Here is a 16177-nt window from a genome sequence, read left to right on the forward strand (position 1 = left end):
ACGACGATGCTACGCGCGCGACCGACCGATGTCGAAAGCGCGCGGCGCGGTCAGCGCGCCGTCCCGCCGTCGCTGGCTCCCGTGTGCGCGAGAGCTTCCTGGGAGACGAAGATGGTATTCACCAATGTTCCACCTCGCGTGACGTAGCGCTTGCGATGAAGGAACGCGGCGATCTCGTCGATCGTTCGAGTCGTCCCTACCTCGAGCGTCTCCACGCAGAGCACCGGCGGACGAAACCGCTCGAAGTCGAGCGACTTCAAGATCTCGAGGTCGAGCCCTTCCGTGTCAATCGAGACGAGGTCGGGCGGCGCGTTCGGGAAGTGCGTCGCGATGACGTCGTTGATGTCGACGAGCTCCATCTCTGAGGTACGCAGCGGCTTGATCCCGAGCTTGGCGAGCCGGTCGACCTGTTCCTTGGAGAACGTGTTCTCCTGCCCGTCGTCGCCGAAGTCGTAGTACGTCGCCTTCGTTGCCTTGCCGATGCCGATTCCCTTGTCGATCACGACGTCGCGCGGCCGAGCTGCCTTGAGCTTCGCCACGTACGCTGGGTTGGGCTCGACGACGACACCTCGCGACCCGAGCGCGTAGAAGAGGTACGTGTTGCTGCCGCGGATCGGATCGTGGGCGCCGACGTCAAGATAGGTCGCGTTGGCGATCTCGAGCGCCGCGAAGATGCTCTTGATGATGAGATCCTCTCCTTGCTGCGCGAAGGAGACCTCGGGAAAGCTGTTGAGGGGCGGCAACGCCGCTGCCGCTGCCGGCGCGGCATCCGCCGACGGCAACGGAGGGGGCGCGGCGTGCGCGGACCCGGAAGGACTCGTCGGATCCGGAGTCATCGACATCCGGCCTGCGAAGAACGCGATGCCTCCCGCGAGCACGACAGCGCCGGCGTTCAAAACGAACGAACGATGGACGGGTCCCCCCGCTCCGTCGTGACCTTCGATCTTCACTCTGACGACACTATGACATGGCTACGCGCACCGGCCGAGCCCCGGCCGCCTCGGCGTCCGTCTGGCTCATAGCCGTCGTCCTGAAGGCGAGGAGACTTCAGCGATTCTTCAGGCCCGTCCAGCGCAAGAAGCGATCGAGCACCGAGGGTGGTGGCTGCTCGCGCTCGGGCGGAGGCTGATGCGGGATCCAGCCCGGCGCGCTCGGGTACGGCATCGACTCGGGGGAGTACGACGGGGGCGGTGGGTGCGACGGATGCTGCGAGACGCGCGACACGTCACGGGAGCTGGACGGGGGCGGCGGCGGGATCGGGAGGGCGCCGCCCATGTTGCGGCGGGAGCTCGGCGCGGGCGGAGGCGGCGGGACGGGCGGGAGATCGCCGACGCCCCGCTGCGTCGGCACGCGGACGCGCGCGCGGACCGCGTCCTGCTCGCTGACCGCGAGCGAGACGCCGCAGGCGAGGCACTGCCGCGCGTGCGGCGGACTCCGCGTCTGGCACATCGCGCAGATCTTCCCTTCGGTGCGGTCGATGTTGATGCGGCGGACCTCCTCCGGGACGACCCGTTTCTGCGTCGACAGCTCCTCCGGGTAATTCACGGGCGGACCGAGCACCGGAGCCGACGAGGGCGTGACGTTGATGACGGGCCGCGCCCTCGGAGGAGGCGGGAGCGGCTGCGAGCCTTCGTGCCGGCGGAGGCCGGTCGGCGGAACGGGCAATCCGAGCTCGGCGGCGGTGAGCTTCCGCTGCTGCTTGGCGCGATCGTACTGGACGGTCTCGTCGTCGATCGAGAGGTCGTCGGACGACGACGATGCCTCCGTGACCGGCTCCTGCACGGTCGGATCCTCCGGCGCTGGGACGTCGTCGCGATCGTAGGTCGTGCCGAGCTCCGTCGCGAGCTCGTCGTCGTCGCCGCCGCGGTACTCGAGGTCGAGGAGGTTCGCGGTCGTCGCGCCCATCGCGCTCGAGAGCGCACGCGCGAGCTCCGCCATCGACTCGAACCGGCGATCCGGGTTCTTCATCAGACAGCGCAAGACGACGTGATCGAGCTCGTTCGGGACGTCCGCGTTCATCTCGATGAGCGGCTTCGGCATCGTGTTGAGGTGCGCGTGGATGAGCGCGGGGACGCCGCCGTCGCGGAACGGGGCCTTTCCGCAGAGCATCTTGTAGAGCATCACGCCGAGCGAATAGACGTCCGAGCGTCCGTCGACGGGCTTGCCCATGATCTGCTCGGGCGCCATGTAGTCGACCGTTCCGACGAGCATGCCCGTATGCGTGAGCTGCGTCTGATCGTCGGCGCCGTACGACTTGGCTACGCCGAAATCGAGGACTTTCACGAAATTCGCGTCTCCCGCGCGCGTGAGCAGCATCACGTTCGCGGGCTTGAGGTCGCGATGGATGATGCTCGCGCGATGCGCGACCTCGAGCGCCTCGCAGATCTGGCGGCCGATGTGGACGACGACCGACGGAAGGAGCTTCCCGTCGCGCCGTAGCCGCGCGGAGAGCGACTCGCCGTTGAGGAGCTCCATCACGAAGTACATGCCGCTCTCGTCGCGGCCGAGATCGAACACGTCGATGATGTGCTCGTGCTGGAGGCGCGCGGTGTTCTTGGCTTCGCGGAGGAAGCGGCCGCCGATCTCGTCGTCGAGCTCGACGCCGTCGAGGGCGCGGATGAGCTTCACCGCGATCGGCCGCTGCATCGTCAGATCGGTCCCGCGGTACACGACGCCCATGCCGCCGTGCCCGATGGTCGCTTCGAGGCGATACCGCCCGCTCAGCAGCCGTGGGAGATCTTCGTCTGCCGCCATCCGCTCGCCCTCGCGGATCGTATCATCTATGTTCGAACGCCGTGGACCCGGAAACCCACAAGCGCTTCCTCGCGTATCGCGACAAGCACGGCTATTTCGGCGGCACGATCCCGCTGCTCGGCCGTGATGCCTTCCTCGCCGCCGACAAGGAACAGCTCGAGCTCGAAGCGAAGGGCGAACGCCGGGATGACGACGAAGAGGCTCGCTTCGAAGAGCTGAGCAAGCTCCTCTTCCGCGACTGAAGGAGCGAATGGGTCCCCGCTCGGCGAGGGCATTCTCGCTCATCCGGAACGTCAGCTCGCTCTGGGAACGCCCGGCGGACACCCACGGCGCGATCGATGGGCTCCGCGCGATCGCCGTCTCATGGGTCATCGCATTTCACGTATTCGTCTTCATCGGTCGCCCGCTGCGGCACGGTCCGGCGGAACCGATCTTTCGCCTCGCCAACAGGGGCCTTCTTGGCGTCGACATCTTCTTCGTCCTCAGCGGCTTCCTCATCGGCCGGCTGCTCTTCCGCGAGCTCACCAGCACCGGGACGATCGCGTTCCGCCGGTTCTATGCGCGGCGAGCGCTCCGTATTCTCCCCGCATACTACGTCTCGCTCTTGATCTACTGCGTCCTCGTCACGACGAATCGGGACACCGTCTGGGCGAACCTCCTCTTCGTCAACAACTTCCTTCCCGAGAGCCGGCAGTGCATGCCGTGGACGTGGTCGCTCGCGATCGAAGAGCAGTTTTACATCGTCTTCCCACTCCTCCTCGTCGTCCTCTTCCGCGCGACGCGACGCCGACTCGCGAGCCTCCTCGCTCTCTTCGCGCTCGCTACAGCCGTCCGTGCGGTCATCGTCGATCGGTACGCGATTCATCTACCGAGCGCCGACCACTCGCGAGTGATGTACGACGCTCTCTACGACAAGCCGCACGCCCGCTTCGGCGAGCTCTTGGCCGGTGCGATCGCGGCATACGCTCTCGATTTTACGCCTGCCGCCGAGGCGCTGCGACGCGCTCCGCGGCTATCCATCACCGGGATGTGCGCGGCGCTGACGATCATTGCTGCGTCCGCCACCACCGCGCAACCGATCTTCCACTACGGCTGGCCGAGGGAGTGGAACTTCGCCTACTACACGTTCTCCACGTCTCTCTTCTCGGGCAGCGTCGCCTACGCGCTCTTCGTTTGCCTCGCGGGAGCGCGAGGTGGCCGCCACCTCGATCGTCTGCTTTCGTTGCGGATCTTCCGTCCGATCGCGCAACTCTCGTACTCCGCGTACCTGCTCCACGTGATGGTGATCACGATCGGCCTCGACGTGGCTGCATTCGAGCCGGCGGTGACGGTGGCTACGATGGCGAGCTACCTGGTCGCGCTCCCGATCGTCAGCCTACTCTCGGCCGCACCGCTCTACCTGCTCGTGGAGAAACCGCTCATGAACCTTCGGACACGGCGGTGAGGCTGATCACACCGCGCGGAGCTTCGCGGTCTGGTTCACGAGCTCGAGGTCCTTCGCTGCGAAGGCGACGCCGGACTGGTGACGCTCGGTGCGCTTCGGCATCGGGCGCGTGTGGAGCGTCGCGCCCTCGAGGATCGCCTCGCAGAGGACGTCATACGTGATGCCTGCTGCCTCGGCGATCTTCGGGAGGAGCGAGGTCGGCGTCATGCCCGGGAGCGTGTTCACCTCGAGGACGTACTCGTTCTCGCCCTCGGTCACGAGGAGGTCGACGCGGCACGCGCCGCTGCAGCCGAGCGCCTTCGCCGCGCGCTCGGCGAGGTTCATGACGCCGCGGACGCGCGTGGGCGCGATGCGCGGTGGGAGGATGTAGTCCGTCGCGCCGGGCGTGTACTTCGCCTCGTAGTCGTAGAGGCCGTTCTTCGGCGCCACCTCGATCGCGCCGAGGACGCGGCCGTCGAGGATGCCGACGTGCACCTCGGTCGCCTTCACGAAGCGCTCGATGAGCGCGAAGCGATCGTGCTCGAGGGCGGTGCCGACCGCGGCGCGGAGCTCGTTCATGTCCTTCGCGATCGCGAGCCCGACGGAAGAGCCTTCGCTCCGCGGCTTCACGACGACGGGGAAGCCGAAGCTGCCGTGGAGGTCCTCGAGATCGAGGAGGTCGGCCTCTTGCGCGACGTAGTAGGGCGGCGTCGGGATGTTGTGGAGGCGGAACATCTCCTTCGCCTTCAGCTTGTCCATCGCGAGCGCGGAGCCGAGGACGCTCGAGCCCGTGTACGGGATGCCCATCATCTCGAGCATGCCCTGGATGCAGCCGTCTTCGCCGAGGCGGCCGTGGAGCGCGAGGAACGCGACGTCGATCTTCGCGGCGCGGATCGCCTGGTCGGGAGGGGTGACCTCGTCGAGGACGACGCGGACGACGTCGTGGCCGCGCTCCGCGAGCGCCTTGGCCACGCCTTCACCCGTGCGCAGCGAGACCTCCCGCTCTGCACTGGTTCCGCCCATCAAGACCCCCACACGTCGCTTGCTCATCCGGCTTACCTCGGGGTTCTGCACATCCAACTTCCGCACCGCGCGGATCACCGCGAATTTCCAAGCGAAGGGTCGCCGAACCGTGTCCCGAGAGACACGCTCCGACACGCCGCGCTGGGTACTGCCGGGTGATGCGTGCGCGGCTTACGAGCACGTCCGGCTGTAGGCCGCACGTACCGCGAAAGCTCGTTCCCACGTACCCAGAGCGCGGTCAAGTGGCCAAGTAATTGGCCAGCTTCACTCGCTCGCGCTCAAGAGCTGTCCAAGAATGGGCTTTGAGCCGCGAGCGGCTCGCGTGGCGGCGTCCGAGTCCGGGTCGGTTTCCGCAGCCGTGGTCCGGGGGATCCGACGACCGGATGCGGAGTCCGCAGGCCGGAGGACCGGATGACGGCTCCGGAAGCGGGTCCGGATTCCGGAGCCGGTTCTGGATCCGGATTCGGAGCACGGGCTGACGGTCGACGGATCGCGGAGTCGGATGCGGACGACAGAAGTGTCGAGGCGAGAGCGGGGGCTGTCGCGCCTCCTGGGCGCGCCGAGCGCCTCGGCCCGGCTTCACCTCTGCCGCGCACCTTCCGCGCCGCCGGCCAAGCAGGAGGAGCGAGTCCGGAAAGACGAAGACATCGCGGCGACCGTCGGCGACGTGAAGCCGGCGTCACGGAAGCTGACGCGAAGGGTCGGCGAAGCCGGGCCGAGACGCTCGGCGCTACTTCCCAGGAGTCGCTCATGTCCCTTCGTATTCTCGATGACATCGTTCACACCGTCGGCGTTGTCCACCGCCTCTGCCTCGTCATCGCGCGGCAGGATCCGGACCTCAGCCGCCAGATGAAGCGCGCCATCAACTCCGTCGGTCTCAACGCCGGCGAAGGGCTCTCCGCGCGCGCCGGCAATCGCACCGTTCGCCTCGAGAGCGCCATGGCCAGCGGGCGCGAGGTCATCCTCGGGCTTCGCATCGCGGGCGCCGCCGGATACCTCGATGGCGAGCGCGTCGCACGCGAGGTCGACGCCGTCGACCGCATCGTCGCCATCCTCTACAAGCTCGCGTACAAACCGCGTTGAGCTCGGTGGGCCGCCGGCCTCGTGCCGGCGGCCATCTTCTGGCCACGGAGCGTCGTGAGAAAAAGTTGAGACGGGGGATCGACAACGAGCGAATGGACCTTATCGTGCGGACGCGATGGGGCGCGTCCGCACCAAGGAGCCGATGCGCAGACAGGGCGTCATCCGTTTCGAAATGCCGGAAGACACGCTGCCCGAAGACCACCGGGCTCGGCTGCTCTGGCGGGTGCTCCAGACGCTCGACGTGTCGGCCTTCACGGCGAAGGCGAAGGCGGTGGAGGGACGAGCGGGGCGGGATGTGCTGAGCCCGTCGATGTTGCTGACGCTCTGGCTCTACGCGATCTCGGTCGGCGTCGGTAGCGCGCGAGAGATCGCGCGGCGGACGAAGTCCGATGAAGCGTTCCGCTGGATCGTCGGCGACAAGGAGGTGGGGCATGCGACGCTCTCGGCGTTCCGGGTGGGTCACGGAGCTGCGCTCGAGAAGCTGATGACCGACGTGCTGAGTGTCTTGCTGCACAAGGGCCTGCTGTCCCTCGACCGGGTGGCGCAGGACGGAACGCGCGTCCGCGCCAGCGCGTCTGCTCCCTCGTTCCGTCGCGAGGCGACGCTCTTGGAGTGCCGCGAGCAGGCGGCGCTGCACGTCAAAGCCGTGATCGCCGACCCGGATCCGGAAGCGAGCGAAGCGGAACGGCTGGCGCGCTATGCGGCGGCTCTCGACTATCAACAGCGCGTCGAGGCTGCCATCGCGACGGTGCAGACGCTTCGTGAGGAGGGGAAGGAAAATCCTCGCGCGTCGACGACCGACGCGGATGCGCGCGTGATGAAGATGCCGGACGGAGGCTTTCGCCCTGGCTACAACATCCAGCTCGCGACGGCAGGCTCGGAGCTCGGAGGTCCTCGGACGATCGTGGGGATTCTCGTCACGAACGCCGGCAGCGACATGGGAAGCGTCACGCCGATGCTCAAGGACATCGAGGCGCGCACCGGCAAGCTCCCTGCCCAATTCCTCGCGGACGCCAATCACGCGAAGCACTCCTGCATCGAGGCCGCCACGCAAGCCGGGATCGAGGTCATCATCGCGATCCCGAAGCGAGAACGGTGCTCGACGAAGGGCGTGAGTCCCGAGGTCGCCGCCTGGCGCGGCCGCATGCAGACCGACGACGCCAAGCGCGCGTATCGTGCGCGCGCGGGCCTCTGCGAGCTATCGAACGCGCACCTCAAAGAGCATCACGGGACGGCGAGCGTCCTCGTCCGCGGTCTCGCGAAGGTCACCTGCGTCGCGCTCCTCGGCGCCGTCGCGGCGAACATCCTCGCGCACGCAAGCGGCTGGCTCGCATAGCTCCCGCGAAGCTCCGACCTCCTTCGTCCCGATCGCCACGCGCGGTCGGGATTTCGTTTCTTGTCGCTCTTGTCCGGCGCGTCGCCGGACAAAAGTGACAATCTCGGACACCCCTTCAGTCGATCTCGACGAGGATGGCCGTGATGTTGTCTTTGCCGCCGCGTTCGTTGGCGAGCGCGATGAAGCGCTTCACAGCGGCCTCACCTTGCTGCGCGACGATGGGAGCGATGTCGGAATCGCGCAGGTAGCCGTGGAGGCCGTCGCTGCAGAGGAGGAAACGGATGCCGGGCGAGAGCTTCACGAGGCCGGTGTCGACCTGGACGTAGTCGCGGTTGCCGACGGCGCGCGTGATGACGTTGCGGTGAGGCGACTTTTTCGCCTCCTGCGGGGTGATGAGGCCCTGCTTCAACTGCCAGGCGATAAGGGTGTGATCTTCCGTCAGTTGTTCGACGCCGTCACCCTGCACCTTGTAGATGCGAGAGTCGCCGACCTGCGCCGTCACGGCGTACTCGCCGAGGACGAGCAGCGCGCTCAGCGTCGTGCCCATGCCGGTCTTGCCCCGGTCCATCTCCGCCATCGAGAAGACCATGTACGTCGCGGCCTGAATGGAGCTCTCCATCAGGCGGCACGCGGCGCGGACGTCCTCTTCCACCACCGGATCGGCGAGCTCGTGGAGGTTGCCGATGCCGCGCTTGACCATGCCGTAGACGGTCTCGACCGCCTCCTGGCTCGCGATCTCGCCGGCGGCGTGGCCGCCCATGCCGTCGCCGACAATGTAGAGGCCGAGGCGATCGTCGAAGAAGAACGCGTCCTCGTTCGATTGGCGCTTGCGCCCAACGTCAGTGAGGCCGGTGCCGGTCCGTCGAAGTGGTGCTTGGGCGGGCTGATCAGTCATCGCCATCACGTAGGAGTCGGTGCGATTGGCGATGATAGCCGCAGAAGTGCCGCGCCCACATCAAGAATCTTTCAGATTCGAGGGCGCCCGAACGGCCGAAGCGCCTTGCGTTCGTTTTCGGGTACGGTCGGGCCGTGAAGACAAAGCGCGGGTTGGGTGGGGCGGAGCTCGGGCTGGCGCTCCTCGTGATCTCGGTCGTCGCGATGATGATCGTCCCGCTGCCGACCTGGCTCCTGGACATTCTTCTTGCCACCAACCTCTCGCTCGCGGTGGCGATCCTCCTCGTCGTCCTCTACGTCCCCGACGCCCTCGCGATCGCGACGTTTCCGACGATCCTGCTGCTGACGACGCTGTTTCGGCTCGCGCTGAACGTGTCGTCGGTCCGGCTCATCCTCCTCCAGGCCAACGCCGGCGAGGTCATTCGGGCGTTCGGCAACTTCGTCGTGCGCGGGAACTACGTCGTCGGCGGCGTCATCTTCCTCGTCCTCACCATCATCCAGTTCATCGTCATCGCGAAGGGCTCCGAGCGCGTCGCCGAGGTCGGAGCCCGGTTCGTCCTCGACGCGATGCCCGGCAAGCAGATGGCGATCGACGCCGAGCTCCGGTCCGGCGCGATCGACGGCAACGAGGCGCGGCGGCGACGGCGCATGCTGTCGCGCGAGAGCCAGTTCTACGGCTCGATGGACGGCGCGATGAAGTTCGTGAAGGGCGACGTCATCGCGTCGCTCGTGATCACGGTCGTGAACATCCTCGGCGGGCTCGCGATCGGCGTGGGCCAGAAGGGCATGCCCGCGGTCGAGGCGCTGAAGCGCTACGGCCTCCTCACGATCGGCGACGGCCTCGTCTCCCAGATCCCCGCGCTCGTGCTGTCGACCGCGGCCGGCGTGCTCGTCACCCGCGTCGCGAGCGAGGACCCCGACACGCCGCTCGGCGAAGAGCTCGCGGGACAGCTCTTCGGCATGCCGAAGGCGCTCAAGGTCGCGTCCGGCTTCGTGCTGCTGCTCGCGATCGTCCCCGGCCTGCCCGCGGCTCCGTTCCTCATCCTCGCCGCCGCGCTCTTCTTCATCGCCCGCACGCGCACGCGGCAGCTCGAGATCGCCGAGCGCCGCGCCGCGACCGAGCCGGCGCGGCCGGTCGTCCAGGGCGCCCGCCGCGAAGCCGTGTTCGTCCCGATCGTCGTGCCGTGGAGCATCGAGGTGAGCGAGGATCTCGCCGACGAGCTCGACGACGCGCCGGACCGGCCGGGCCTGCGGTCGGAGGCGCTCGCGCTCCGCGACGTCCTGTTCGCCGAGCTCGGCGTCCCCTTCCCTGCCCCGCGCGTGCGCGTCGCGGCGGGTTTGCCGGCGCGCCACGCCGTCGTCTCGCTGTTCGAGGTGCCGACGAAGATCCTGCCGCTCCCGGCCGAGGGCGTCATCGCCGCGGTCCGCGACGCGACCGCCGATCTCCTCCGCACCCGCGCCGGCGACTTCCTCGGCCTCGCCGAGACGCAGCGCCTCCTCGACGAGCTCGAGCAGTTCGCGCCCGCGACGGTGCGCAACGTCGTGCCGAAGCCCGTCAGCCTCACGCTCCTCACCGACATCCTCCGCCGCCTCGTGGAGGAGCGCGTGTCGATCCGCGATCTCCGCGCGATCTTGGAGGCGCTCGCGTCGCTCGCGGCGACGGAGAAGGATCCGCTCACGCTCACCGAGCTCGTCCGCGCGCAGCTTCGTCGCGCGCTCACGTTCAAGCTCACGCGCGGCGCGCCGCAGCTCGGCGTCGTCCTCGTCGATCCCACGATCGAGGACACCGTCCGCCGCGCGATCCAGCGCACGCCGGCCGGCGCGTTCCTCACGCTGCCGCCCGCCGCCGCGCGCGACGTCATCGCCTCGCTCCGCCGCGCCGCGGGGGAGGCCTCTGCGCAGGCGAACGCGCCGCCGGTCGTCCTCACGCAGCCGGACATCCGCCGCTTCGTGCGGAAGCTCATCGAGAGCGACCTCCCCGACGCGACGGTCGTGAGCTTCGCGGAGCTCCTCCCCGAGGTCACGCTCCGCCCGCTCGCGCGCGCCAACCTCGCCGGCATCGGCTGACGCGCGCCGAAAGTCGCGCGCTCGCGAACGACGACGCGCTACTTCTGCCGGACCATCTTGCGCTGGACGATGCCGAGGCGCTGGACGTGCTGCTTCGCCTCGCGCTCGAGGAGCGGGTGCACCTTCTTCTGCGGCGGCAAGAACATGCCGAGGAGGTGCGGGTTGATGTCGGCGAGCTTCTTCACCGCGCGGGCGATCGCCTTCGTGTCGTTCACCGCGGCGTAAGCGAACGCGCGGGCGCGCCACATCTGCGCGCGCATCTCGGCGTGCTCCGGCGCGTCGGGGTTGAAGAGGTCGAGCGTGTCGACGGCCTTCCTTCCCTGCCCGGTCCGCGCCCAGGCCTCCCCTGCCACCGTGGCGAAGAGGACGCGCGTCTTCGGCTCCTGCTGCTTGCCGAGCTCGAGCTTGTCCGCGAGCGCGCGCGCCTCCGCCGTCTCGCCGAGCGTGAGGTGGAGCATCGCGCGCATCGCGCGGACCTGACCGGCGATCGGGCCGATCTCCTTGTCGACGTTGATCGACTCGAGCGTCTCGAGCGCCTTCTTCGGGTCCTCCTGCATGAGGAGCTGCGCCTTCGCGATCACGGCCTGCGTGTCGCCCTTCTTGAAGTCGGTGGAGATCTTCTCGAGCGCGGCCTTTCGGCCCTCCTCGGTGTCGGCGCCCTTCAGGATCGCGCCGAGGGCCTGCGTCTTCTTCACGTAGCGGTCGAGCCAGATGATGACGCCGATGCCGACGACGGTGGCGACGCCCGCGACGGCCTTCGGGATCGGCCCGGGGATGATGAACGCGATGATCCAGACCAGGAGCGCGACGAGACCGACGCGGACGTAGATCTTCTTGAGGTCGACCGGCGGCTTGTCCTCGGCCGGCTTGCCGATCTCCGCGAGCTCCTTCTGGACCTCCGCCGCGCTCTTCTTTTTCTTCGCCTTCTTCGCGGGCACGTCATTGAGCGACTTCGACGGCGGGCTCTTCTCGGCCTCTTTCTCGGTCTCTTCTGCCACGGCGGCGTCCTACCCCGGCGCCGACGGGATGCCAAGGTCCGCCTCGGGCGCGAGGTCCGGATCGGACGCGTAGACGTGCTTCTTCACGTGGAGGAAGACGTTCTGCACGATCGACATCACCGGGACCGCGAGCAGCGCGCCGACGACGCCGAAGAAGTGCTCGCCGACGAGGAGCGAGAACACGACGAGGAGCGGATGGATCTTCGCCGCGTCGCCCATGATCTTCGGGTTGAGGATGTTCGCCTCGAGCTGGTGGATGCCGACGATCCACGCGAGGACGAACACGGCCGTGCTGACCGACTGCGTGAGCCCGAGGATGACGGCGGGGATCGCGCTGATGATCGATCCGAAGATCGGGACGAGGCTGAAGACGGTCGCGACGAGCGCGAGGACGGGCCAGTACTTGAGGCCGACGATCGCGAAGCCGATCGCGCTGAGGACGCCGTTGACGAGGCAGATGAGGAGCTGCCCGCGCACGACGCCGGAGAGGCCGCGATCGATCCGCACGAGGAGCTCGTCCCACGACGCGCGCGCGCTCGGCCGCACGAGCGACGAGAAGAAGCGGAGGATGCGCTCGCGCGTGAGCATCGTGTACGCGGCGAGCATGAGCGTGAGGCCGAAGACGAAGAAGAAGCGGCTCACGCCCGCGATGATGTTGCGGCCGATGCGGACGAGCTCGAGCGCGTTGTGCTGCGCGTACGAGATGCTCTTCCCCGCGGCCTCGGCGACGACGCGATCGAGGTCGAACGGCTCGGCGCGCGACTCTCCCAGCGGCTCGATCGTGTAGCCGCCGCCCTTCGCGGCGGTGACCTGGATCGGGCCCTGGAGCTCGATCGCGTAGGAGCCGTCGACGCGCTCGTAGGCGACGATCGCGGGCGGGTCCTCCTTGCCGTCGCCGTCGCGATCGCGCGGGTCCTCGGGCGGCGGCGGGCCGAGGCCCATCGCGCGGAGCCGGGCCTGCGCGCCGGGCACCCACTCGTGCTTGATCGTCTTCGAGAGGGTGGGGAGCTCGCGCCGGAGGCCGGCGAGCTCGGCGAGGACGCGCGGGGTCGTCATCCGGAGGAAGCCGCCGAGGACGCCGAGGACCACGACGTAGACGAGGATGATCGCGACCGCGCGCGGCACGCGCTTCGACTCGACCCACGCGACCGCCGGCGTGAGCACGTACGCGATCACGAGCGCGAGCACGAACGGCAGCAGCACGGAGCGCGCGGCGACGAGGATCGCGACCGCGATCGCCGCGCTCACCACGAGGAAGATGGTGTGCCGTCGAATCGCCACGACCTATGCCTTCAGCCCGGGGACGTCGCCGAACGCGGCGTGGAGCTTCTGCCAGGTTTGGTCGAGCGCCTCGGGCATGACGCGGACGTCGGCGAGCACCGGCATGAAGCTCGTGTCGCCCGGCCATCGCGGGACGACGTGGCCGTGACAGTGCTCGGCGTGCCCGGCGCCGGCGTGGAGGCCGAGGTTGAACCCGACGTTCATCGCGGGGCAGCTCACCGCGCGACGGAGGCGCACGGTGGTGTCGCGGAGGAGCGCCATGACGGCGTGGTACTCGTCGTCGGAGAGGTCGGAGAGGTCCGGCACGTGCCGGCGCGGCGCGACGAGCACGTGGCACGGCGCGAAGGGGTACCGATTCAAGAGCGCGATCGCGTGCGTCTGCACGACGAGCACGAGGTTCTCGCGGAGCCGCGCGGCGTCCTCGGCGTGCTCGCAGAAGAAGCACCCGCGGTCCTCGTCGCGAGCCTGCGACGCCTCGATGTAGGGCATCCGCCACGGAGCCCAGAGCGGTGTCGTCGGCATGCGGCGCACCTTAGTCGAGCAGGGACAAAACCACCATCGGCCCGCGGCGTGCGACGATGCGGAGCCGATGAGCTCCATCGCCGACAAGCGCGCCCGGTTCCGTGCCCTCCATGCGGAGGGGTGTTTCGTGATCCCGAACCCCTGGGACGTCGGGAGCGCGCGGGTGCTCCAGCACCTGGGGTTCGCAGCGCTCGCGACGACGAGCAGCGGCTTCGCATGGTCGACGGGGCGCCCCGACTACGGCGTCGCGCGCGACGACGTGCTCGCGCATGTCGGCGCGATCGCCGCCGCGGTGGACGTGCCGGTGAACGCCGACTTCGAGTCGGGCTTCGCGGCGGAGCCCGAGGACGTCGCCGCGAACGTCACCCTCGCCGTCGCCACCGGCATCGCGGGCCTCTCGATCGAGGACACCGACGTGCGCGTCGCGGGCCGTCTCTATCCGAAGGCGCTCGCGGCGGAGCGCGTCGGCGCCGCGCGCGCGGCGATCGACGCGGCCGACGCCGCGGTGGTGCTCGTGGGCCGGACGGAGGGACTGCTCGCGGACCCGACCGCGGTCTCCGCCGCCACGAGCAAGCTCGTCGCGCTCGCGGAGGCGGGCGCGGACTGCCTGTATGCGCCCGGCGTCTGGAGCAAGGACGACATCGCGGCGATGGTCCGCGCCGTCGCGCCGAAGCCGCTCAACGTGCTCGCCCAGAACCCGGCGCTCACGCTCGCCGACTACGCCGCGCTCGGCGTCCGCCGCGTCAGCGTCGGCGGCGCGCTCGCCCGCGTCGCGTGGGGCGCCGTGCGCGCGGCGGCGGAGGAGATGAAGAAGGGCTCCTTCGCAAGCCTCTCCACCGCCATGCCGGGCAAGGATCTGAACGGCATCTTCCGACGCTGAGAGCACCAACGAAAACGGCCGCCTCCTCTCGGAAGCGGCCGTCTTCGTGCGTGACGAGGCTGGTCAGCCCTCGTCGTCGTCGTCGTCGTCGTCGTCCTTCTTGACGGCAACGGCGCCGAGCTTCTGCTTGATGAGCTCGCCGATCGAGGTGGCCTTCGCCGCCTCGTCCGCCTTCTTCGGGGCGACCGACTGGCGCTGCTGCTGCTTCGGGGCCGGCTGGTTCGCCGCCTCGCCGATGCGCATCGAGAGCGTCAAACGACGGTCCTGCGAGTCGACGTTGGCGACCTCGGCCTGGAGCGTGTCGCCGATGTCGTAGATCGACTCTTCGCCGGCCTCGTTCTTCTTGGCGATGAGCTCGTTCGTCGGGATCAGGCCCTCCACGCCGTCACGGATGCGGACGAAGATGCCGTAGTCCGTGAGGGAGACGACCTTCGCGTCGACCAGCTTGCCCGGAGGGAACTCCGAGAAGATCGTCGGCCAGGGATCGTCCCAGAGCTGCTTGATGCCGAGGGAGACCTTCTTCTCGTCATGGTTGATCGAGAGGATGATCGCCTCGACGTCGTCGCCCTTGTGGTAGAGGTCCGCCGGGTTGTTGACCTTGGCCGTCCACGAGAGGTCGCTCTTGTGGACCATGCCGTCGACGCCCTCTTCGATGCCGATGAAGACGCCGTAGTCGGTGATCGAGCGGACCTTGCCGCCGATCTTGTCGCCCGGGCTGTACTTCTCGGTGAAGAGCGTCCAGGGATCGGGCTCGAGCTGCTTCAGGCCGAGGCTGATGCGCTTCGCCTTCGCGTCCACCTCGAGCACCTGGCAGTCGATCTCCTGACCGACCTCGAGGAGCTTCGACGGGTGCTTGACCTTCTTCGTCCACGACATCTCGCTGACGTGGATGAGGCCCTCGACGCCCGGCTCGAGCTCGACGAACGCGCCGTAGTCGGTGATCGACATGACCTTGCCGTGCACCTTCTTGCCCGGCGGGAACGCCTCCTCGGCGTGGCTCCACGGATCTTCCTGGGTCTGCTTGAGACCGAGGGAGACGCGCTCGGTCTCCGGGTTGTACTTGAGGACCTTGACCGTGACCTCGTCGCCGACCTTGAAGAGCTCCTCGGGGTGGTTGACCCGGCCCCAGGACATGTCGGTGATGTGGAGGAGGCCGTCGATTCCGCCGAGATCCACGAACGCACCGTATTCGGTGATGTTCTTGATCACGCCGCGGACGACCTTGCCCTCCTCGAGGGTCTCGAGGGTCTTGGTCTTCTGCTCGTCGCGCTCCTTCTCGAGGAGGACGCGACGCGAGAGCACGATGTTGCCGCGCTTCTTGTTGAACTTGATGACCTTGAATTGGTAGGTCTGGCCGATCAGCTTGTCCAAGTTGCGGATCGGACGAAGGTCGACCTGAGAGCCGGGGAGGAACGCCTTCACGCCGCCCTTGATGGTGACGCTGAGGCCGCCCTTCACGCGCTGGCTGATGGTGCCTTCGATGAGCTCGTCGCGCTCGCACGCGCCCGAGATCTCGTCCCACACCTTCATCTTGTCAGCCTTCTCCTTGGAGAGGGTGACCAAGCCGTCGTCGTTCTCGCGGCTCTCGATGAAGACGTCAACGCGGTCGCCCGCCTTGACGAGGATTTCGCCACCGGCGCCGGTGAACTCGCTGAGGGAGATCATGCCCTCGCTCTTCCCGCCGATGTCGATGATGACGTTGTCACGCTGCACCGCCACGACGGTGCCCTGGACGATCTCGCCCTCTTTGCCGAACTCGCCGCCGGAGACGGACGCTTCGAAGAGCGCGGCGAAGGAGTCCATTCCTCCGCTGGTTTCGGTGATTTGGTTGGCCATGAATGAGTTTTGAAGAAACCTCGTGTCGGCCGCGCAGGACGCACGGCCGCCTTCTCCCCTTTTGGGGGGTAGCGTGAGTA

14 protein-coding genes are annotated in these 16177 nt (G+C 68.2%); 6 read left to right on the top strand and 8 right to left on the bottom strand.

What is annotated here, in order from left to right; genetic code table 11:
- Positions 1-50: 50 nt before the first annotated feature.
- Both KF837_30335 and KF837_30340 read right to left on the bottom strand, forming a co-directional pair.
- A complete protein-coding gene (locus tag KF837_30335; protein MBX3231661.1) occupies positions 51-743 on the bottom strand; it encodes an FkbM family methyltransferase in 693 nt (230 codons plus the stop codon).
- Positions 744-1047: 304 nt separating this feature from the next.
- Positions 1048-2754: a serine/threonine protein kinase gene (locus tag KF837_30340; GenBank protein ID MBX3231662.1), complete on the bottom strand. Its 1707-nt coding sequence runs from the start codon at positions 2752-2754 to the stop codon at positions 1048-1050.
- A 41-nt stretch (positions 2755-2795) separates the two neighbouring features.
- Between KF837_30340 and KF837_30345 the strand changes: the two genes are divergently transcribed.
- Together KF837_30345 and KF837_30350 are read left to right on the top strand one after the other, a co-directional pair.
- Positions 2796-2996: a hypothetical protein gene (locus KF837_30345; protein MBX3231663.1), complete on the top strand. Its 201-nt coding sequence runs from the start codon at positions 2796-2798 to the stop codon at positions 2994-2996.
- 8 nt (positions 2997-3004) lie between these two features.
- On the top strand, positions 3005-4198 hold the full coding sequence (locus KF837_30350; GenBank protein MBX3231664.1) for an acyltransferase: 1194 nt from the start codon (positions 3005-3007) through the stop codon (positions 4196-4198).
- Positions 4199-4204: 6 nt separating this feature from the next.
- On the opposite strand, the gene KF837_30355 is transcribed toward KF837_30350, so the two are convergent.
- Positions 4205-5227 (bottom strand): D-alanine--D-alanine ligase, encoded by a 1023-nt coding sequence (locus tag KF837_30355; protein MBX3231665.1) that lies wholly within the window; start codon positions 5225-5227, stop codon positions 4205-4207.
- A 723-nt stretch (positions 5228-5950) separates the two neighbouring features.
- Between KF837_30355 and KF837_30360 the strand changes: the two genes are divergently transcribed.
- Both KF837_30360 and KF837_30365 read left to right on the top strand, forming a co-directional pair.
- The gene (locus KF837_30360; protein ID MBX3231666.1) at positions 5951-6283 is read left to right on the top strand and encodes a four helix bundle protein; all 333 of its coding nucleotides are present in this window, start codon (positions 5951-5953) and stop codon (positions 6281-6283) included.
- Positions 6284-6398: 115 nt separating this feature from the next.
- The gene (locus tag KF837_30365) at positions 6399-7619 is read left to right on the top strand and encodes a transposase (protein ID MBX3231667.1); all 1221 of its coding nucleotides are present in this window, start codon (positions 6399-6401) and stop codon (positions 7617-7619) included.
- A 115-nt stretch (positions 7620-7734) separates the two neighbouring features.
- Here KF837_30365 and KF837_30370 read toward each other — a convergent pair whose 3' ends face one another.
- Positions 7735-8514: a serine/threonine-protein phosphatase gene (locus KF837_30370; GenBank protein ID MBX3231668.1), complete on the bottom strand. Its 780-nt coding sequence runs from the start codon at positions 8512-8514 to the stop codon at positions 7735-7737.
- Positions 8515-8717: 203 nt separating this feature from the next.
- Between KF837_30370 and KF837_30375 the strand changes: the two genes are divergently transcribed.
- Positions 8718-10580 (top strand): FHIPEP family type III secretion protein, encoded by a 1863-nt coding sequence (locus KF837_30375; GenBank protein ID MBX3231669.1) that lies wholly within the window; start codon positions 8718-8720, stop codon positions 10578-10580.
- A 38-nt stretch (positions 10581-10618) separates the two neighbouring features.
- Here KF837_30375 and KF837_30380 read toward each other — a convergent pair whose 3' ends face one another.
- Genes KF837_30380 through KF837_30390 form a run of 3 tightly spaced genes read right to left on the bottom strand, consistent with a single transcriptional unit; the run spans position 10619 to position 13381 of the window.
- Entirely contained in the window at positions 10619-11578 is a 960-nt protein-coding gene (locus tag KF837_30380) for a hypothetical protein (protein ID MBX3231670.1), read from the bottom strand.
- Positions 11579-11587: 9 nt separating this feature from the next.
- Positions 11588-12859, bottom strand: coding sequence for an AI-2E family transporter (locus KF837_30385; protein ID MBX3231671.1), 1272 nt, complete (start codon positions 12857-12859; stop codon positions 11588-11590).
- A 3-nt stretch (positions 12860-12862) separates the two neighbouring features.
- On the bottom strand, positions 12863-13381 hold the full coding sequence (locus KF837_30390; GenBank protein ID MBX3231672.1) for an HIT domain-containing protein: 519 nt from the start codon (positions 13379-13381) through the stop codon (positions 12863-12865).
- Positions 13382-13448: 67 nt separating this feature from the next.
- Here KF837_30390 and KF837_30395 point away from each other — a divergent pair, with 67 nt between their 5' ends.
- Complete coding sequence (locus KF837_30395; GenBank protein ID MBX3231673.1) at positions 13449-14261, top strand: isocitrate lyase/phosphoenolpyruvate mutase family protein; 813 nt, start codon at positions 13449-13451, stop codon at positions 14259-14261.
- 63 nt (positions 14262-14324) lie between these two features.
- Here the strand turns inward: KF837_30395 and KF837_30400 are convergent, their stop codons facing one another.
- Positions 14325-16097, bottom strand: coding sequence for a 30S ribosomal protein S1 (locus tag KF837_30400; protein MBX3231674.1), 1773 nt, complete (start codon positions 16095-16097; stop codon positions 14325-14327).
- Positions 16098-16177 lie beyond the last annotated feature (80 nt).

This window comes from Labilithrix sp. (genome assembly GCA_019637155.1).
Classification (GTDB): Bacteria; Myxococcota_A; Polyangia; order Polyangiales; family Polyangiaceae; genus Labilithrix.